A 20,636-nucleotide genomic window follows, 5' to 3' on the forward strand; every position below is an offset into this window, starting at 1 on the left:
AAAGATTTGGTAGAAAAGGGACTTTTAATCGTTTTGTCTGGACCTTCTGGTGTAGGGAAAGGAACAGTGAGAAAGGAAATCTTCTCACAAAAAAATACATCCTTTGAATATTCCATTTCCATGACAACAAGATCTCCACGCGCTGGTGAAGTAGATGGAGTAGATTATTTCTTTAAATCGAGAGAAGAATTTGAAGCATTAATCGAACAAGGAAAATTACTCGAGTATGCAGAGTTTGTAGGGAATTACTATGGTACACCAGTCGATTACGTACGAGAAACAACATTAAAAGGCAAAGATGTCTTTTTAGAAATTGAAGTAGAAGGTGCAAAGCAGGTTCGCGAGAAGTTTCCTGACGGCTTATTTATCTTCTTAAGTCCACCAAGTTTATCAGAATTGAAAAATCGCATTGTCACAAGAGGTACAGAATCAGAAGAGATTATAAATAATCGAATGAATGTGGCAAGAGAAGAAATAGAAATGATGCACTTATATGATTATGTAGTAGAAAATGATACAGTAGAGAATGCATGTGAAAAAATAAAAGCAATTATTGTTGCTGAGCATTGTCGTAGAGAAAGAGTAGAACCAAAATACAAAAAAATGCTGGAGGTTAATTAATCTATGTTATATCCATCTATTGATAAATTAATGACAAAAATTGATTCGAAATATTCATTAGTATCTGTCGCTGCAAAAAGAGCGAGAAAGCTGCAAACAAATGCAAAACCACAATTAGCAAAATATGTTTCTCATAAAAATGTAGGAAAAGCATTAGAAGAGATTAACAAAGATCAGCTGACATATCGTGTAAATACACCAAGTGGATCAACCGAAGAATATTAATTTTTTTGTGAAAAATATAGTACGGAATAAAAAGGCTTAAGTAAAAGGAACAATTCCATTTACTAAGTCTTTTTTCATGGACATAATGATTATTTAATTATATGCTTAACAATAATAGAAGTAATGAAATGGTACATAAGGGTGTTACCGTAATTGTTTAATTTTTAACTAATTAGGTTGATTTCCGTTCAGGATGCTCGCTTTCTGCGGGGCGGGCGGTGAGCATCCCCGGCTTATGGTTTGTGGGATATCATATATCCCGCTAAACCCGCAGGAGTCTCGCACCTTCTCTCCAATCAACCAGGTACTCCAATAGAACTTTTAAAAAAACAAACAATATTATTTATCATAAACTTTAGAACAGAAAGAAAGGAAGGAGGCACATGATGTTGAATGGGAAGAAGATTCTTCTTTGTGTAACGGGAGGAATTGCGGTTTATAAGGTATGTGCTTTGACTAGTAAATTAACGCAAAAAGGTGCGGATGTGAAGGTTATTATGTCGGAATCGGCAATGCAGTTTGTGAATCCATTGACCTTTAAAGCACTGTCAAAAAATGAGGTTTATACAGATACATTTGATGAGAAAGATCCGAAAGTGATTGCTCACATTGATTTAGCAGATTGGGCAGATTTAATTTTAGTCGCACCGGCAACGGCAAATGTAATTGGAAAGCTTGCAAACGGTATTGCGGATAATATGATCACAACAACTTTGCTTGCAGCAACAAGTGATGTTTGGATTGCTCCAGCAATGAATGTACATATGTATGATCATCCTGCAGTTATTAAAAATATTAACACGCTTCATGACTATGGTTATCGATTTATCAACCCAGGTGAAGGCTATTTAGCATGCGGGTATGTAGGAAAAGGAAGATTGGAAGAACCAGAAATGATTGTTCAGCATATGGAGGACTATTTTTCTCGGAAAAAAAATATTCTTGCAGGTACAACCGTTCTCGTGACTGCTGGACCAACTCGCGAAAAAATTGATCCTGTTCGTTTTATTTCCAACCACTCGTCTGGAAAAATGGGATATAGTATTGCGAAGATGGCAATCGCTTATGGCGCAAATGTTATTTTAGTATCTGGGCCAACGAATCTTACTCCACCAAAAGGAGCTCAGGTTATTTCAGTGGAGAGTGCGGAAGAGATGTATGATGCCGTAATGAACTATAGTGAGAAAGTCGATATTATCATTAAAACGGCTGCGGTTAGTGATTATAGACCGACAATTGTATATGACCATAAAGTAAAAAAACAAAATGGTCCAGAAACAATCGAATTTACACGGACAAAGGATATTTTGTCTGAACTTGGAAAAAGAAAAGAACAGCAAATTTTGATCGGATTTGCGGCGGAAACACAAAATATGGCTGAATATGCAATGGATAAATTACAGCGCAAAAACGCAGACATGATCGTTGCTAATAATGTAAATAGACAGGATTCTGGCTTTGGAACAGATACGAATCTTGTGACTATGTATAAGAGAGATGGAACTTCTATCGAGCTACCCCTTCTTTCTAAGGATGAGGTAGCGGAAAAAATATTGGAACAAGCTATGTTACTGAAAGAAGCTGTTCAAAAATGACGGTAGCCAAAGTAATTGTCGATGTTCCAGCAAAACAAACGGACAGGCCCTTTGATTATTTAATTCCAGAAGAATTGGAAGATGTTATTCAACCGGGGATGCGCGTTATTGTTCCATTTGGTCCTAGAAAAGTACAAGGCTTTGTGGAAAGCTTGGAGGGAACATCTAGTTTTAAATCGCTGAAAAAGGTAATCGAACCGATGGATTTAGTTCCTGTATTAAATAATGAACTTCTATCCCTTGCTGATTGGTTGTCTCATTCTACCCTCTGCTATAAGATTTCCGCTTTTCAAGCGATGCTGCCGCCAGCGTTAAAGGCTAAATATGAACGCAAGATAAAAAAAGTAATAGGGAAAGAACAAGACATGGCAGAAGGGGTAGCTGCTCTTTTTAATAATGCGGAAGAAGTAGTGTGGGAGGAAGCTCGAAAGAATGTGTCTCTTTCTGTTTTGCAAAAGGACGTAAAGAAAGGAACAATAGAGGTTTCCTATGAGGTTCAATCAAGAGGCCAGAAGAAGAAGGTAAAACATATTTATCCTCTTGTAGCGGAATCGGAATTAACTAATTACGAAGAATCGTTAAATAAAAATGCTAAAAAACAAAAAGAATTGCTTGTATATTTTAGTAAGCATCCAGAACCAATTGAACAAAAACAGCTTTTAACGAAATTAAATATTTCTACAGCTGCTATAAAAGGATTAGTCGAAAAAGGTCTTCTCGGTGAAATGGACAAGGAGGTTTACCGAGATCCTTATCAAGAGCGTGAATTTGAAAAAACATATGCCCTGCCTTTAACGGATGATCAAGCAAAAGTTCTTGCACCGATCCATCAGGCGGTCAAAGAGGATCGCCATGAAGTGTTTCTCTTATATGGGGTAACTGGCAGTGGAAAGACAGAGGTTTATTTACAGTCGATCGATAAAGTTTTGGCAAAGGGAGAGGAAGCGATTGTACTTGTTCCAGAAATTGCTCTGACTCCACAGATGGTCAATCGCTTTAAAGGTCGCTTTGGTGAGCAGGTGGCCGTTCTTCATAGCGGCTTATCGGTGGGTGAAAAATATGATGAGTGGCGCAAAATTCAAAGAAATGAAGTAAAAGTGGTTGTGGGAGCGAGATCCGCAATTTTTGCGCCATTTACGAATCTTGGCATAATCATTATTGATGAAGAACATGAAATGACGTATAAACAAGAGGAAAATCCCCGTTACCATGCAAAAGACGTTGCGATTGAAAGAGGGAAAAAGCATGGCTGTCCAATCATTTTAGGTAGTGCGACTCCTTCATTAGAAAGCTTTGCAAGAGCGCAAAAAGAGGTGTATACATTACTGTCATTACCGAATCGAATGAATAATCAGGCCCTCCCAAACGTGGAAATTATCGATATGCGCGAAGAACTAAGAGGTGGCAATCGCTCCATGTTTTCCGAAGTGTTGCTGGAAAAACTAAAAGATCGCTTAGAAAAGAAAGAGCAAACGGTATTGTTTTTAAATAAACGAGGACACTCGTCTTTTGTTATGTGCCGTGACTGTGGGTATGTGGTTAAATGCCCGAATTGTGATATTAGCTTAACCTACCACCGTTTTCAAAATCAGATGAAGTGTCATTACTGTGGCTATGAAACGTATACGCCGACGCAGTGTCCGGAATGCAATAGTGAGCATATCCGCTATTTTGGAACAGGTACTCAAAAGGTAGAGGAAGAGCTTACGAAAATCCTCCCAGAAGCAAGGGTAATTCGCATGGATGTGGATACAACTAGTCGAAAGGGAGCTCATGAAAAGCTGCTGCAAAAATTCCAAGATGGAGAAGCGGATATTCTATTAGGCACGCAAATGATTGCTAAAGGACTAGATTTTCCAAGAATTACGCTAGTTGGCGTACTGTCAGCAGATACGATGCTCCATTTGCCTGATTTCAGATCGTCTGAAAAAACCTTTCAATTGCTCACACAGGTTAGCGGAAGAGCAGGCAGGCATGAATTGCAAGGGGAAGTTATATTTCAAACCTATACACCAGAGCATTATAGTATTGAGCTTGCGAGCGAACAGAACTATGACCGGTTCTATGAGACGGAGATGATGATTCGCCGCCAACATGCCTATCCGCCATACTATTTTCTTACCATGATTACGATTAGTCATGAAGAGCTAATGAAAGTAGTCGGTGTTTCGGAAAAAATCACGCAAATCGTCAGAAATAGATTATCACCACAAACGGTTATTTTAGGACCAGTCGCTTCACCAATCGCAAGAATAAAAAATAAATATCGCTATCAATGCCTAATAAAGTATAAACAAGAACCAAACTTGGAAGAAGTTTTAAAATCAATTTTAGATCATTACCAAACAGAAATAAGCACAAACGGCCTGCAAATCTCGATTGATGTTAATCCGTTTATTTTGATGTAGGTGTCTTGTTATGAAACGGACTTACTTTTACTATAACTTGATGAGCACAACAAAAAAATAAAAAGAAATGACAAATTAGAAACTGTCATTTCTTTTTATTTTGCACTAATTAATTTTCCTTCTCCAAATAATAAATCCCGATCTGTATATTTTGTTTATGATTACCGAAATGTTCCCCGAATAAAGTTAAGCCTCCGACTCTTTCTGAATCTTCTTCCACAGCAATTTTCAATGATAGAAATGGCGAGTTTTCTAGCTGTAAATCATTGATGGTTATACTAGAGAACGGTTCCCCATCAATTCCTGTGTCCATTTTATTTACGCGAATCGTTTTTAAGAGACCATATTGACTAAATTTATCATTCCACCATTTTGGGGTATAGCGACCTCGCACATCTGAGAAATTCCCAGGTACGGTGTAAGTGCCGAGCTTGACCTTATTTAAGTAAAAAGTGATGTCACTAGGCCATACGTTATTGGAAATCGGAAACTCAGAGGCGAGCTCTAGACTAATCTCGACCATTTCTGGGATTTGATTTGGTCCAAGCAAGTTAGGTATTTTGTATTCTACATATCCTTGTGATAACCATAAGAGCTGCGCATCCACTCTTTGAGCATCCATAAAATATTTAGGATCATCTGCTTTACCGATTATTTCTTTTTCAGTTGCGATTCCACAAGTCGGTTTTGCAGAGAAATCAGTATAATGGCCAATTTTTAAATCAGTAAGATGAAGTAAATATTCTTTAAATATTTTTCTCGGAAAATGGATTTCAATATTATCTATTGCTAAATAGACAATTTTTTGTAGACCTGATTTTCCGGGAGCTCTTTCTGATTTTACGATACCAGCTTCTTCTAGCTTTTGGATATGGCGTGTAACAATGGCGGCACTTATGCCTAAATGTCTAGCTAAATCGGATATATTCATGTTGTTTTTAGAGAGAATTTCAATGATTTCAATTCTTGTTTCACTAGCGAGTGCTTGATAAATATGAAAATAATCTTTTGAAATTTGAATTTGCATAGGCATCTCCTTTAACTTTATAGTTAAACATTAGCTTGCCTACTTATTTTAGCATTCATAGTGTTTAACCACAATAGAAAACACAAAAAATATTGTTAAAATAAGATTGACAACGCTTTCCTATGTTGTTAAATTAATAGTGTAAAGTGCTTTATTTAATAATCTTTAACTTTTTAGTTAAAGAATTTGATTGTGTGATGAGTTAAATAAAAAGGAGGAATTATTGTGGGGGCAAAGAGAAAGCTTTGGAAGTATGTTGGAGTAATCGGACTGTCGATTGGTATTTTAGCAGGCTGTGGAGATTCAGAAGCTAGTAGCAGTGCCAAAAATGAAATTACGTTTTGGAATCCATTCACAGGGCCAGATGGGAAAAACATGCAGGCTATGGTAAACGAATATAATAAAACGAATCCTGAGTACAAAATCAAAAACGTTTCTTTAAAAGAAGGGGACATGTATACAAAAATTCCAACGATTGTAAACTCTAAAAAGAATATTCCAGATTTAACAATTGTCCATGCTGAGCGAATTAAACAGTTCAAAGATAATGATATGTTAACTTCTTATAATGAATTGCTCACAGATTTCCCAGAAATTAATGGAGATAATTATGTAGCAGAGGCTTGGAAGATTGGAGAACTAGATTCAGAACGTTATAGTATTCCGTTAGATATTCATACATTCGGACTTTACTATAACAAAGACTTAGTGGATAAATATTTGCCAACAGCATTGGATGATAATATTGTAACATTTGATGAGATTAAGCAAGTTGGAGAGAAAGCACAAAAAGATAAAATTAGAACATTAGGGGTAACATGGCTAAAACCTAACTTCTTGTCACTATATGCACAAAATGGTGGAGAGTTAACAGAAGATGGCATTCAGCCAACTTTAGTTAACCAAGCAGCGAAAGATACTTTTAATCTGTGGAGAGATTATGTGAAGGCTGGTTATACAACAAAGGATGGAGAAGATCCAACACAAATGTTCTTAACTGGAAAAGTTGTTTTTCTTCCAGAAGGAATTTGGATGCAAAACCAAATTAAAGAGTCAAAGGTAAATTGGGGATTAACAAATGCTCCTCAATTATCAGATGACTTATCTAAAGCAGTGAACTGGTCTTCTTCTCACCAATTTGTCATGTTGAAAGATGATTCTCGAAGCGATGAAAAAGAAAAAGGTGTCGTTGAGTTTTTAGACTGGGTTCGTGATAACTCAATGGAATGGGCAAAATCCGGACAAAATCCAGCAACACTTTCTCTTTTAGAAAATGAAGAATATAAAGCAATGCCACAATCATTTTTCTTAGCAACACCAGAACAACAAGCAACATTAAAAATCTTTGACTACAAATACAATGGCTATGTTTCTGAGTTACTTGATTCTAAAGCTGGCGATGTTGTTTTCTCAAAAGCAGAAACAGATAAAGCGTTAGAGGATATGGAAAAAGAAATATCTGCTAAGGTAGCAAAAGATAATACGAATAAATAATTTTAAGCGAAAATGAAAGTATTTTCTTTGAGTTTTGATGCTAGAAATCAATGGCTGTTTTAAAAGATACTAAAACACCTGAAGACGCCAAGGGAATTAGCGAGTCAGGAGAAACCCCAATGAAAGTGAAGTGTATTTTGATCACGGGTAATCTCAACAATCTTTAATAAAACAGCCAAATCAATAAACATAGTAAGGCAGCCTAAATACAGAAACCAAAATTGCTAGTAGGTAAACTTATGTATTTGGGCTGTAACCTTAAAATGTATAAGATCTACGAATCTTATTCTAATAGAAGCAAGAGGAAAGGAAGTAGGGCGTATGGAAACGGTTCCCGCTACGAAAAATGTGAAACAAATGAATATAAAAAAGTCTAGGAATACCTCCTTTGCACCATGGCTATTTTTAGCACCTCATTTGATCATTTTTGGAGTGTTTTTTCTGATTCCAATCTTTTTTGGAATCTATATTTCTTTTACAGAATGGGATTTGATTAGTTCCCCGACCTTTGTTGGATTGGATAATTATAAAGAATTATTACTTCAATCTGATTCCGTCTTTTATGAACAACTTCATAATGGTTTAAAAAACACCTTTTTATTTGTTCTATTTACCGTCCCATTTTGTATTATTGTACCTCTGCTTCTTGCAGCAGCATTAAATACAAAACCAACTCTATGGAAAGTATTTCAGTCTTTATTCTATTTACCATCGTTATTCGCGATTTCTGCAGTCATCATAATTTGGGGACTTATGTTTAATGTAACGTATGGTCCAATTAATAATATTTTCAATCTTGAAACAGTTTGGACTGGTACACAGCCATATGCATGGATTGCGCTAGTAGCTGTAACAGTTTGGTGGACGATTGGTGGAAATATGATTATTTACCAAGCGGCGTTGAACGGAATTCCGAAAGATTATTATGAAGCTGCAGATATTGATGGCGCTTCTTCTTTCCAGAAATTTATTAAGATTACCCTTCCGAGTATTAAAGGGCAACTTCTTTATACGGTTGTAATCACAACGATTGCTCAATTTAACGTTTATGGTCAGCCATTAATGTTAACTGGTGGTGGTCCAACAGACTCAACGAGAGTGTTATTAATGGATATTCAGCAAAATGCCTTTGGTTCAGGTCAATCGATTGCTGGGATCTCGTCTGCAATGGCTGTTATTCTTGGACTTTGTATAATGGTTGTTGCATCATTACAATTCTTTTTCTTAAGAGAGAGAAAGAATTAATTAGAGGAGGAGGAAGAGTATGGACAGTAAAAGAAGCAATCCAATACCTAAAATAATCGCGTTTGCCTTTTTGCTTATCATGGCTGTGATTTGGATTATTCCTTTATTATGGGGAGTTGTAACCTCCTTTAAATCAGAAATAGAACTACAAACAGTGGGATTTAAATTTCTTCCGATTGAATGGGTGCTTACAAATTACACAACATTATTAGTTGATAATGCAAGTACACCATTGATTCGCTGGTTTACAAACTCACTTGTTATTTCCCTATCACATACATTATTAGTTTTAATTGTTGTTACATTATCTGCTTTCGCTTTTAGTAGATTGAATTTTAAAGGGAAACATGGATTGTTTGCCTTTTTAATGGCAACGATGATGTTTCCAGGAGTAGTAAATCTTATTCCTCTTTATAAAATCATCGATGTCCTTGGTTGGGTAAATTCACCGATTGCCATGATAGTTCCTGGAGCAGCAGGTGTATTTAATATCTTTCTAGTAAGACAATTTATGAATAATATTCCGCTCGAATTTGATGAAGCTGCCCGTATGGATGGTGCAAATGATTTTCAAATTTTAGGAAAAGTAATTTTACCATTGATTAAACCGGTTCTCTTAGTTGTTTCCCTATTCTCCTTTACGGGATCATGGAACGATTTCTTATGGCCATCCATTGTATTTAATGATATAGATAAGATGCCAATTACACCAGGTCTTCAATTATTACAAGGGATGTATCAAGCACAACCAACCTTATTAATGGCAGGAGCATTGGTTGCGATTATTCCAACCTTTATCTTGTATCTATTTGCACAGAAATATTTCTTAGAATCTATGTCCCTATCCGCTGGGGTGAAAGGATAATGAATAGAAAGCTAGAAAGAAATTTAGTAAGAATAGTAGGGTTATGGCAAATCATCGATGGTCTTTTTACGATCTTACTTTATGGAACATTAAAAAAGGTCGAAGGTGCAAAGCTTGTTGAAGACTCTGGTTTTGCTTATATGAAAGCGATGGAATCTTATGTTGGAAGTATCTATATATTTATAGGTATGTTTGGCGCCCTGTTAATTGGTTTGGGGTTAATTAATTTAGTTTGTGCAAAGAAATATATGATAGATGATCAAGTCCATGTGAAGGTTGCAGTGTGGCTGTTCGTATGTGGAACGCTATCCTATATTATCATGGATATTATCAGTTTAGTTTTATGTATGTCAGCAGGTATCTTAGTTTTAGCAAAAAATAAAGGTATTCGAAAATTAAATATGACAAAAATGAAAGAGTCGGAGGTATAAATTAATGAATGAATTGCATCCAAATCCTCAATTTCACAGAGCGGAATGGGTTTCTTTAGACGGAGAATGGAAATTTGCTTTTGATGATAAAAAAGTAGGAGAGAAGGAGAGATGGTATGCATCTTTTCCAGAGAGTACACCAATAAATGTACCGTTCACTTATGAAACGAAAGCAAGTGGTATTAATCAACAAGAACACCACGAAACGGTTTGGTATGAAAGAACGATTACAATCGATGATACGAAAAAACATCCGATTGTCCATTTTGAAGGAGTAGATTATGAGGCATTTATCTATGTAAATGGTAATCTCGTAACCATCCATCAAGGAGGTTACCATGGTTTTTCTGTAGATGTAGCCGATTATGTGACATCTGGTGAGAATAAACTGACTGTTAAAGTCAAAGATTCCAAGGATTGTGCACAACCGAGAGGAAAACAGCGCTGGCATGATGAGAATTTTGGCTGCTGGTATGTTCAAACAACGGGAATATGGAAGTCCGTTTGGTTAGAATATGTAAATGAAGCTCACTTAAATCATGCAAAAATTACGCCATTATTTGATGAGCAAGAAATTGTGATTGAAGTAGAAACAACTGATATTCCGTTTACAGCAGAAGGATACAAAGTAGTGGCATCTATCCGATTTAATGGCAAAGTGATTAATGAATTAACTGCTAATATAGTTGATAATGCTGCTTCACTTAAAGGAAGTGTATTAGAAAGACTAGATCCATGGACAATGAAGGCTTGGAGTCCAGAAAATCCGAATCTATATGACCTGACTCTTAAATTGTACGATCAAGATGTATTACTTGATGAAGTTCAATCCTATTTTGGTATGCGTAAGATATCCATTGAAGGAAATAGAATCCTTCTTAATAATAGAGAGCTATATCAACGCTTAATTTTAGACCAAGGCTACTGGGAAGAATCGGATTTAACACCACCAAGTGTTGCGGCGTTAGAAGAAGATATCGATAAAGTATTAGAATTGGGATATAACGGAGTCCGGAAGCATCAAAAAGTAGAGGACAGTAGATTTTTATATTTAGCGGATAAAAAAGGTCTTCTTGTCTGGTTAGAAGTTGGTTCAACGTTTGGATTTAATGACAAAGCAATTCGTAATTTTTCCCATGAATGGTTGGAAATTGTGAAGCAAAATTACAACCATCCAAGTGTGATCACATGGGTACCATTTAATGAATCATGGGGAATTGGTAATATCCATCATGACAAGCAGCAACAGGCTTTTACGGAAAGTATCTATCATTTAACAAAAGCATATGATAGCAATCGCCCTGTTATCACAAATGATGGTTGGGAACATACTATTTCCGATATTATCACACTGCATGATTATGAAGAATACGGATCACTTCTTGCAAGCAGATATGAAGATAATGAAAAATTAATGTCTAATTCTATCCAGTTTAATAAAGGTTTTTATGCCTTTGCAGATGGTTATCCATATAAAGGTCAGCCGATCCTTATTTCTGAATTTGGCGGAATCGCTTTCCAAACAGAGGATGGTTGGGGCTATGGAAATCAAGTAAAGGATGAAGAAGCGTTTTTTAAACGTTTTGAAGATATCCATCATGCTGTTCAAGATTTAGAATATGTATGTGGTTATTGTTATACACAACTAACCGATGTACAACAAGAAGTAAACGGCTTGCTTACAATCGATAGAAAACCAAAAGTTTCCGTTGAGAGAGTAAGACAGGTAAATACCCGAAGATTATAATCATAGGAGTGTATAAAGATGACGAGACAAGAATATCCGCGCCCTCAGTTCGTGCGTGATCAGTGGATTAACTTAAATGGAACATGGCAATTTCAATTTGATGATGAGAATGTTGGAGAAAAAGAGCATTATTTTAATAAAGAAACACTTGATAAAGAAATTCAAGTACCGTTTGTTTACCAATCTACGTTAAGTGGGATTGGGGAAAGAACGGTTCATGAATATGTATGGTATAAGAAAGAAGTGGTTATCCCCAATGATCCTGGTAAAAGAACAATTTTGCATTTTGGTGCGGTCGACTACTATTGCAAAGTTTATGTGAACGGACAATTCGTGGGAGACCATGAAGGCGGACATACTTCGTTTTCATTTGATATTTCGAATTATTTAGCAGAAGAAAAACAAAGTATTACTGTTAAGGTCTATGATCCTTTAAAAGATGAAACAATCCCACGTGGCAAACAGTTTTGGGAAGATGAGCCACGAGCAATTTGGTATACGAATTCTACAGGAATTTGGCAAACTGTATGGGTGGAACAAGTAAATAAAGAACATATTGAAAAAGTTCGATTTACATCTGATCTTGATCACGGTGTCGTATGGATAGATTTTGCTTTAAATAAGGATACAGAAGTTTCAAAAGCTAATTATTATGTGAACTACAAAATGATGTTTAAGAATACTTTAATCGCAGAAGATCGAATTAAAATGAATAATATTGCCGAAAAACGAGCAGTTGACATTATCCAAAATAAAATTTTCCGTACGAATTTCCATGACGGCGGTTACACTTGGTCACCAGAACATCCAAATTTATTTGATGTTTCCATCGAGCTCTGTGATGAAAGTGGAACAGTTTTAGATAAAGTGGAATCCTATTTCGGCTATCGGAAAATTCATACCGAAAATGGAATGGTCTATTTAAATAATAAACCGTATTATCAGAAACTTGTGCTGGACCAAGGATATTGGCCAGAGGGACTTTTAACAGCGCCGAGAGCAGAAGATTATAAAAAAGATATCGAATTAGCGAAAGAAATGGGATTTAACGGATGTAGAAAACATCAAAAAACAGAAGATCCTCTCTTCTTACATTATGCAGATACATTAGGCTTTCTAGTCTGGGGAGAATGTGCATCAGCTCCTGTTTATACAAAAGAAGCCGCAACAAGATTAATGAAGGAATGGATGGAAATTGTGGAACGAGATTATAATCATCCATCCATTATCACTTGGGTACCACTAAACGAAAGCTGGGGTATTCCAGATATTCATTATGATAAAACACAGCAGCATTTTTCAACAACCATGTATCATATGCTCCATGCAATTGATGGGACACGACTAGTAATCTCTAATGACGGATGGGAAGCGACGGTTACAGATATTTGTGCGATTCACAATTACGGTCATGGGAATGCAGATGAAAAGGCAAAATATCAATATTTCAAGGAATCTATTTCAACTGTTGAAAATTTACTTACCCATGCCCATAGTAAATGGGAAGTGTATGCGGAAAATCACTCCCATCAAGGAGAACCAATTCTGTTAACAGAATTTGGAGGCATCGCATTTAAAATGGGCGATCAAAGTGGTTGGGGGTACACTTCTGTGGAGAATGCAGAAGATTATGTAACCGAATACCGCAAAATCATGGAAGCAATTTTCCAATCAAAAGGACTATGGGGCTATTGCTATACACAGCTAACAGATGTTGAACAAGAGATTAATGGTATTCTAACGTATAATCGCGTTCCAAAATGCGATTTAGCAAAGATTAAAGAGCTGAATAATTTGTTCTTTCCAGATCGATTGGCGATTAAGGGGTAAATGTTTCGTTAGTTACTATAATCAAGTTAGGGAACGGGGAACCGTTCCTTTCTTTTTGGATAGTATTATGTTAAAATGTTCAAGGCTCATGACAGCGAAAATGATGGATGGTTTAAAGTTATCCTGAGTTTCCTGACATGGGTTTTTATTTTGTTAACCCAAATATAAATAAACGAACTTATTAATTTCCAAAAGGAATACATAGCTATTTGGTATCAGGGTTTGATAAAATACAAAAGAATGAGTTTTAGTATAGGCTGTTTGGACGAACTTTATTTAAATAATAGGAACAATAATTAAAAAGTAGCCTTCGTTAAAATACAAATTTAACCGGCTATCGCTCTTAACGTTTGGAGGAAATAATGTGGCAGTAAAACAAATTGTAATGTTTCCAGATCCGGTATTAGAAACACCGTGCGAGGAAGTTACAGTCTTTGATAAAAAGTTAGCAAAACTATTAAATGATATGTATGAGACAATGATTGAATTTGATGGAGTAGGACTTGCCGCTCCGCAAATCGGTATCTCAAAACAAATTGCAGTAGTAGATATTGATGACGAAATGGGTACACTGGAATTAATTAACCCAAGACTATTAGAAATAAACGGCTCGCAAGTAGGACCTGAAGGGTGTTTAAGCTTTCCGGGATTATTTGGAGATGTCGAAAGACCTTTTTCCATAAAAGTAGAGGCTCAAAATAGAAAAGGGAAAAAATATATAATAGAAGCAGAAGAATATTTAGCGCGTGCTATTTTACATGAAATGGATCACTTAGATGGAGTACTATTTACTTCAAAAGTGATTCGTTATCTAGAGGAAGATGAGCTAGAAGGAGTGGAAACAAATGACTAAAGTAGTATTTATGGGAACGCCTGATTTTTCCGTTCCAGTATTACAAAGATTAATAGAAGAAAAGTATGATGTAATTGCGGTAGTTACACAGCCAGATAGACCTGTTGGCAGAAAAAAAGTACTCACCCCCCCTCCAGTAAAGGTGGAAGCTCTAAAACATAATATTCCAGTCTATCAACCAGAGAAAATTCGCCAATCAGAAGAGCTGAAAACAATTATCTCGCTTAACCCAGATATTATCGTAACGGCTGCTTTTGGTCAAATTCTACCGAAAGAACTATTGGATGCACCGAAATTTGGATGTGTAAATGTGCATGCTTCATTACTTCCAGAATTAAGAGGTGGAGCACCAATTCATTATAGTATTCTCCAGGGAAAAGAAAAAACAGGTATTACGATTATGTATATGGCAGAGAAATTAGATGCCGGTGATATTATTTCCGTAGCAGAAGTAGAAATTACGGAAGATGATACAGTTGGAACACTTCACGATAAATTAAGTAGTGTCGGAAGTGATTTATTATCGGCAACTTTGCCTAAACTGTTAGCAGGAGAAATTACGTCGATTCCTCAAAATGATGAGGAGGCTACATTTGCGCCAAACTTGAAACGTTCGGATGAAAAAATCGATTGGTCTGCTTCAGGAGAAGAAATTTATAACAAAATTCGTGGCTTAAATCCATGGCCGGTAGCCTTCACCCTTTATCAAGGGAATGTGATGAAAGTATGGGCTGGAAAGAAAGTTGCTAAAAAAATAGAGGCTGTTCCTGGAAAGATTGTAGAAATTACGGAACAAGGACCGGTTATTGCTACTGGAAATGATACGTATATTCAATTAACAGAAGTGCAGCCAGCAGGAAAGAAGAAAATGGATATTGGTCAATTTTTACGAGGTGCAGGCAGCAAAATGCAAGTAAATGAAATACTAGGAGTTACAAATGAAGAAAACTAGAAAAAATGTACGGGAAGCAGCATTAGATATCCTGGAAAGTATTCAAAAAAATCAAGCGTACAGTAATCTATTATTAAATACGACGATTAAAAAAAATGAGATTCCAACTAAAGATATCGGTTTGTTAACAGAAATCGTTTATGGAACGTTGCAACGAAAAATGGCTCTTGAATATTATCTTCGTCCTTTCCTTAATAAAGGAAAGAAAATAGAAGAATGGGTTTATATTCTCCTGCAAATGACTGTTTATCAGATTGTTTATTTGGATCGTATTCCAGATCATGCTGCAATAAACGAAGCGGTTGAAATTGCTAAAAAAAGAGGCCATAAGGGAATTAGTGGTTTTGTAAATGCGGTATTGCGAAATATGCTTAGACAAGGATTACCGTCTTTTAATGAGATTCAAGACGATATAGAAAGACTTTCGATTGAAACAAGCCATCCTCATTGGCTTGTCAAAAGATGGGTTGAGCAGCTTAGCTTAGAAGAAGCAAGGAAAATGTGCGAAATCAACTTAACAGCACCAACGCAAACAGCAAGGGTAAATACAACGAAAATCTCTGTCGACGAATGCTTAGCGCTCTTAATAGAAGAAGGCTTCCAAGTAGAAGTAAGTGCCGTAATTCCAGAAGGTATAAAAATTCTCCGAGGGAATGTAGCGCACTCGACAGTTTTTGAAAAAGGATATTTAACCATTCAGGATGAAAGCTCGATGATTGTTGCCTATGCTTTAGATGTAGACAAGCCTTATTCGGTATTGGATGCTTGTGCTGCACCAGGCGGTAAATCGACGCATATTGCTGAAAAGATGAACAAGGAAGGGAAAGTCCTTTCGATCGATCTACATGAGCATAAAGTAAAGCTAATTAAGCAAAATGCTGATCGCTTAGATTTACCAACGATTGAAACGAAAGCAATGGATTCAAGAAAGTTAGACAGTACGCTTGAAGCAGAAAGCTTTGACCGCATTCTGCTTGATGCCCCATGTTCAGGCTTTGGCGTCATGAGAAGAAAACCAGACATGAAATATACGAAAACAGAAGCAGACGTTGATCGACTACAGAAAATCCAATTAGATCTATTAACTTCTGTTTCCTCTCTTTTAAAAAAAGGTGGATTGTTAGTATATAGTACATGTACGATAGATAAAGCAGAAAACGAAGAAGTCGTTGAAAAGTTTTTGGCAGAGAATGTCCAGTTTGAAAGAGACTTAACACTTGCTGAACGATTACCATTAGATTTACAACAATATACAACAGGAAATGAGCTACAGATTTTACCGCAATATTTTGGGTCAGATGGCTTTTATATTGCAGCATTAAGAAAGAAGGTGCAATGATGGAACAAGTAAAAACATCATCAAGAAGAAGACAAAAAGAAGAACCAACGATTCCATCGATTTACTCGATGCAGTTGCAAGAATTAAAGGATTGGTTAACAGAACATAATGAAAAGGCATTTCGTGCCGACCAAATTTTTGAATGGCTTTATAAAAAGAGAGTAACCTCTTTTGAAGATATGTCCAACTTATCGAAAAATTTACGACTATTGCTACAAGAGCATTTTACAATTACGACATTAAACACACTTATTCAGCAAACATCTAATGATGGAACAATTAAATTTCTATTTGAATTACATGACGGTTACTCTATTGAAACAGTTTTAATGCGCCATGATTATGGTAACTCTGTATGTGTAACAACACAAGTAGGCTGTAGAATTGGCTGTACATTTTGTGCTTCTACTTTAGGTGGATTAAAAAGAAACTTAGAAGCAGGAGAAATCGTTGCTCAAGTCGTAAAAGTACAACAGGCATTAGATGAAATGGACGAGCGTGTTAGTTCGGTCGTAATCATGGGAATTGGGGAACCATTTGATAACTTTAATAATATGTTAAGTTTCCTAAAAATTATTAATCATGAACAAGCATTAAATATTGGAGCAAGACATATCACGGTATCTACTAGTGGAATTATCCCAAAAATTTATGAATTTGCTGATCAAAATATGCAAATTAATTTTGCTGTTTCCCTTCATGCGCCTAACACGGAGTTAAGAAGTAGACTAATGCCAATCAACAGAGCTTATAAACTGCCTGAACTAATCGAAGCAATCCGTTATTATGTTGATAAAACAGGAAGAAGAGTGAGCTTTGAATATGGTTTGTTTGGAAATGTAAATGATCAAGTAGAACATGCAGAAGAGCTAGCAGAGCTTGTCAAAGGAATAAAGTGTCATGTCAACTTAATTCCTGTAAACTATGTACCAGAAAGAGATTATGTAAGAACACCGAAAGATCAAATCTTTTTATTTGAAAAAACGTTAAAGAAACATGGAGTAAATGTTACAATCCGTCGTGAGCAAGGTTCAGATATCGATGCTGCATGTGGACAGCTTCGTGCGAAGGAGAGAAAAGAAGAGACGAGGTGATCACCTTTGAGTCAAATTTTTATGACTGATAAGGGGAAAGTTAGACAACATAATGAGGATAGTGGAGCGATTATAAGAAATAAAAGCGGTCAACGCCTTGCCATCGTAGCAGATGGCATGGGCGGACACCGTGCTGGTGATGTTGCAAGCTCACTTACTGTTGAAAAACTGACAGAACTTTGGAACATGGTAGAGGAAATGAAAACAGCAGATGAAGCAGAAAACTGGTTAAAAGCGAATATTTTAAAAGTAAATCAGTATGTCTTTGATTATGCATCTACACATCCAGAATGTGAAGGTATGGGGACGACGATAATTGGTGTGATTAGTACAGAAAATTTTGCTACGATCGCACACGTTGGAGACAGCAGATGCTATCTTTATAACGAAGATGGCTTTAAACAAATTACAGAAGATCATTCCTTAGTAAATGAATTAGTTCGTATGGGGCAGATTTCCAAAGAAGCTGCTGAGCACCATCCACGAAAAAATGTCGTTTTACGAGCGCTTGGAACAGATGCTCAATTAGATATTGATGTGATGACTATTGTATTTGAAGAAGGAGACATCATATTTATTTGTTCAGATGGGTTATCGAATAAAGTAACAGATCAACAAATTAAAGAAATCCTTGAAAAAGAGAATACACTTGAGGAACAAGCTTCCACATTAATTGAAACTGCTAATATAAATGGCGGAGAAGATAATATCACGGTTGTTATATTAGAGCATGGGGATGGTCATCAAGCAGGTGAAGTGCAATGATGATTGGTAAAAGAATAAGTGGTCGTTATAAGGTTTTAGATATGGTTGGCGGAGGTGGAATGGCAAACGTCTATCTTGCGCATGATATGATTCTTGATCGCGATGTAGCTGTTAAAATGCTAAGACTCGATTATGTTAATGATGAAGAATTTATTAAACGATTTCATCGCGAAGCACAATCAGCAACAAGCTTAGCTCATCCGAATATTGTCAATATTTATGATGTTGGGGAAGAAGGAGACATCTATTATATTGTTATGGAATATGTGGAAGGCGATACATTAAAGCAGTATATACATAAACATTCACCGCTTTCTGTAGAAACAGTTATTGCAATTATGCAACAAATAACCTCGGCAATTGCACATGCTCATCAAAATAATATTATTCACCGGGATATTAAACCGCATAATATTTTAATAGATAAAGATGGGAATGTAAAAGTAACGGATTTTGGAATTGCAATGGCATTGAGTGCGACAAGTATTACCCAAACAAATTCTGTACTGGGTTCTGTTCATTATTTATCTCCGGAGCAGGCACGTGGGGGAATGGCGAATAAAAAATCAGATATTTATTCACTTGGGATTGTGATGTTCGAATTATTGACAGGGAGACTTCCCTTTTCAGGAGAATCCGCTGTTTCCATTGCGTTAAAGCATTTACAATCCGAAACACCTAGTGTCAGAAGATGGAATGAAGTAATTCCACAAAGTGTGGAAAACATCGTCTTAAAAGCTACTGCAAAAGATCCTTTTTATCGATACAATAGTATGGAAGAAATGTCAGAGGATTTGCGTACTGCTCTTGATGAAGAAAGAATGGATGAATCCAAGTTTTCGATACCGGTTGATGACGAAGCTACAAAAGCAATTCCGGTTATTACAAATGATGGTTTATATAAAAATTTCGATGAAACAATTGTTCATAAAAATGAGAAAGAAGTCCCGGCAAAACAGCAGGTAAACGAAAAACCGAAAAAGCCGGAAAAGAAAGAGAAAAAGAAAAAAGAAAAGAAAAAAGGTAAAAAAATAGCGGCAATTATTATTTCGACGTTTCTTGCATTGATTTTGATAATGGGACTAGTTATTTTCGTACTACCAGATTTACTTGCTCCTGATGATATAGTAGTTCCTGATGTTACTGGTCTTGAAGTAGATGCAGCAAAGACGGCGCTAGAGGATAAAGGATTTGTAGTGTCAGATACTATCACTTTGAATAGCGATGAGGTAGAAAAAGGTCATGTTATTAAAACAAGCCCTAGTGCAGGAAGCGCACGTAGAGAAGGAACAGAAATTGTCATTTACGAAAGCCTTGGAAAAGAAACAGTTGTTTTAAGTGATTATGTAGGCAGGAAATATGATGATGTTGTGAAGCTATTAGAATCAGAAGGCTTTGATTTTAAAGATATTGATCCAATAGAGGTATTCGATGATAGTGAACCAGGAACAATATTAGAACAGAATTTTGATCCAAATGAGGAAGTAGTGCCAAGTGAAACATCTTTAGAGTTTACAATTAGTAAAGGCGTCGAGTTAATTAGCATAAAAGATTTATCCGATTATACGAAAAAAGAAGTAAATGATTATGTTGATGCTGTTGGGTTGACCGTAAAATTTACGGAAGAGTATAGTGATTCCGTAGAAAAAGGACTTGTTATTTCCCAATCTCCAGAGGCTCGAACTAACTTGAAAAAAGGAACAGAAATTTCTGTTGTTCTTTCTAAAGGAAAGAAAGAAGTCCAACCGAAAGAAGTAATGAAAGAAATTTCGATACCGTATGAGCCAACTGAAATGACTCCGGATGGAAAGCCTGTAGAACAAACAGTAAGAATTTATATTGGCGATTTTAATAATAGTATGACAGAACCTGCTGAAACGTTTACGATTACGGAGAATACCAAAAAGACAATCTATCTTCAAATTCCCGAGGGACAAAAAGGCTATTATCGAGTGCAAATTGACAGTGTTGTCATCCTTGATGAGGAAGTTCCTTATCCAAACTAATAGACGTTCGTATGTGGTTTGAATTTAGAAAGAAAGGGAATGCTTTTTTAGAATGTGGTTTTCTAAAAGACTGTTGTTCTTTCACATAGTTTTTTGAAACATACTAGAACTTTTTAAAAGAGAGCTATAGTAGTAAGGA

Annotated in this window: 17 protein-coding genes; 16 read left to right on the forward strand and 1 reads right to left on the reverse strand. The window is 36.1% G+C overall.

What is annotated here, in order from left to right; genetic code table 11:
* The first annotated feature begins 6 nt into the window (after positions 1-6).
* The 4 genes from gmk to priA all read left to right on the forward strand — a co-directional run bounded on the left by gmk (position 7) and on the right by priA (position 4,849).
* The gene (gene gmk / locus HHU08_RS09720) at positions 7-621 is read left to right on the forward strand and encodes a guanylate kinase (RefSeq protein ID WP_016201047.1); all 615 of its coding nucleotides are present in this window, start codon (positions 7-9) and stop codon (positions 619-621) included.
* A gap of 3 nt (positions 622-624) precedes the next feature.
* Positions 625-846, forward strand: a complete 222-nt coding sequence (rpoZ, locus tag HHU08_RS09725; RefSeq protein ID WP_016201048.1) for a DNA-directed RNA polymerase subunit omega — start codon at positions 625-627, stop codon at positions 844-846.
* A gap of 386 nt (positions 847-1,232) precedes the next feature.
* Positions 1,233-2,441 carry a bifunctional phosphopantothenoylcysteine decarboxylase/phosphopantothenate--cysteine ligase CoaBC gene (gene coaBC / locus HHU08_RS09730; protein ID WP_101730049.1) on the forward strand — a complete coding sequence of 403 codons (1,209 nt, stop codon included), beginning with the start codon at positions 1,233-1,235 and terminating at the stop codon, positions 2,439-2,441.
* Positions 2,438-4,849 carry a primosomal protein N' gene (gene priA / locus HHU08_RS09735; protein WP_169188357.1) on the forward strand — a complete coding sequence of 804 codons (2,412 nt, stop codon included), beginning with the start codon at positions 2,438-2,440 and terminating at the stop codon, positions 4,847-4,849. Before coaBC ends, priA begins: the two co-directional genes overlap by 4 nt.
* A 109-nt stretch (positions 4,850-4,958) precedes the next feature.
* Here the strand turns inward: priA and HHU08_RS09740 are convergent, their stop codons facing one another.
* Positions 4,959-5,876 (reverse strand): ArsR/SmtB family transcription factor, encoded by a 918-nt coding sequence (locus HHU08_RS09740; RefSeq protein ID WP_016201056.1) that lies wholly within the window; start codon positions 5,874-5,876, stop codon positions 4,959-4,961.
* 225 nt (positions 5,877-6,101) lie between these two features.
* Between HHU08_RS09740 and HHU08_RS09745 the strand changes: the two genes are divergently transcribed.
* From HHU08_RS09745 to pknB, 12 genes are all read left to right on the forward strand, one after another.
* On the forward strand, positions 6,102-7,370 hold the full coding sequence (locus HHU08_RS09745) for an extracellular solute-binding protein (RefSeq protein WP_169188358.1): 1,269 nt from the start codon (positions 6,102-6,104) through the stop codon (positions 7,368-7,370).
* Positions 7,371-7,691: 321 nt separating this feature from the next.
* The gene (locus tag HHU08_RS09750) at positions 7,692-8,615 is read left to right on the forward strand and encodes a carbohydrate ABC transporter permease (RefSeq protein ID WP_318010483.1); all 924 of its coding nucleotides are present in this window, start codon (positions 7,692-7,694) and stop codon (positions 8,613-8,615) included.
* Between the two features lie 19 nt (positions 8,616-8,634).
* The gene (locus HHU08_RS09755) at positions 8,635-9,480 is read left to right on the forward strand and encodes a carbohydrate ABC transporter permease (RefSeq protein WP_016201059.1); all 846 of its coding nucleotides are present in this window, start codon (positions 8,635-8,637) and stop codon (positions 9,478-9,480) included.
* Positions 9,480-9,911 (forward strand): hypothetical protein, encoded by a 432-nt coding sequence (locus HHU08_RS09760; protein WP_169188359.1) that lies wholly within the window; start codon positions 9,480-9,482, stop codon positions 9,909-9,911. Before HHU08_RS09755 ends, HHU08_RS09760 begins: the two co-directional genes overlap by 1 nt.
* A gap of 4 nt (positions 9,912-9,915) precedes the next feature.
* Positions 9,916-11,658: a glycoside hydrolase family 2 protein gene (locus HHU08_RS09765; protein WP_169188360.1), complete on the forward strand. Its 1,743-nt coding sequence runs from the start codon at positions 9,916-9,918 to the stop codon at positions 11,656-11,658.
* Positions 11,659-11,676: 18 nt separating this feature from the next.
* Complete coding sequence (locus HHU08_RS09770) at positions 11,677-13,488, forward strand: glycoside hydrolase family 2 protein (RefSeq protein ID WP_016201062.1); 1,812 nt, start codon at positions 11,677-11,679, stop codon at positions 13,486-13,488.
* A 364-nt stretch (positions 13,489-13,852) separates the two neighbouring features.
* Positions 13,853-14,341: a peptide deformylase gene (def, locus tag HHU08_RS09775; protein ID WP_016201063.1), complete on the forward strand. Its 489-nt coding sequence runs from the start codon at positions 13,853-13,855 to the stop codon at positions 14,339-14,341.
* Entirely contained in the window at positions 14,334-15,293 is a 960-nt protein-coding gene (fmt, locus tag HHU08_RS09780) for a methionyl-tRNA formyltransferase (protein WP_016201064.1), read from the forward strand. The genes def and fmt overlap by 8 nt, the downstream gene beginning before the upstream one ends.
* Positions 15,280-16,632 (forward strand): 16S rRNA (cytosine(967)-C(5))-methyltransferase RsmB, encoded by a 1,353-nt coding sequence (gene rsmB, locus HHU08_RS09785; protein WP_016201065.1) that lies wholly within the window; start codon positions 15,280-15,282, stop codon positions 16,630-16,632. Before fmt ends, rsmB begins: the two co-directional genes overlap by 14 nt.
* Positions 16,629-17,726 carry a 23S rRNA (adenine(2503)-C(2))-methyltransferase RlmN gene (gene rlmN / locus HHU08_RS09790; RefSeq protein WP_101730040.1) on the forward strand — a complete coding sequence of 366 codons (1,098 nt, stop codon included), beginning with the start codon at positions 16,629-16,631 and terminating at the stop codon, positions 17,724-17,726. The genes rsmB and rlmN overlap by 4 nt, the downstream gene beginning before the upstream one ends.
* Before the next feature lie 6 nt (positions 17,727-17,732).
* Positions 17,733-18,491: a Stp1/IreP family PP2C-type Ser/Thr phosphatase gene (locus tag HHU08_RS09795; RefSeq protein WP_101730039.1), complete on the forward strand. Its 759-nt coding sequence runs from the start codon at positions 17,733-17,735 to the stop codon at positions 18,489-18,491.
* Entirely contained in the window at positions 18,488-20,497 is a 2,010-nt protein-coding gene (pknB, locus tag HHU08_RS09800; protein ID WP_145999682.1) for a Stk1 family PASTA domain-containing Ser/Thr kinase, read from the forward strand. Before HHU08_RS09795 ends, pknB begins: the two co-directional genes overlap by 4 nt.
* The last annotated feature ends 139 nt before the right edge of the window (positions 20,498-20,636 follow it).

The sequence above is a fragment of the Niallia alba genome (assembly GCF_012933555.1).
Classification (GTDB): Bacteria; Bacillota; Bacilli; order Bacillales; family Cytobacillaceae; genus Niallia; species Niallia alba.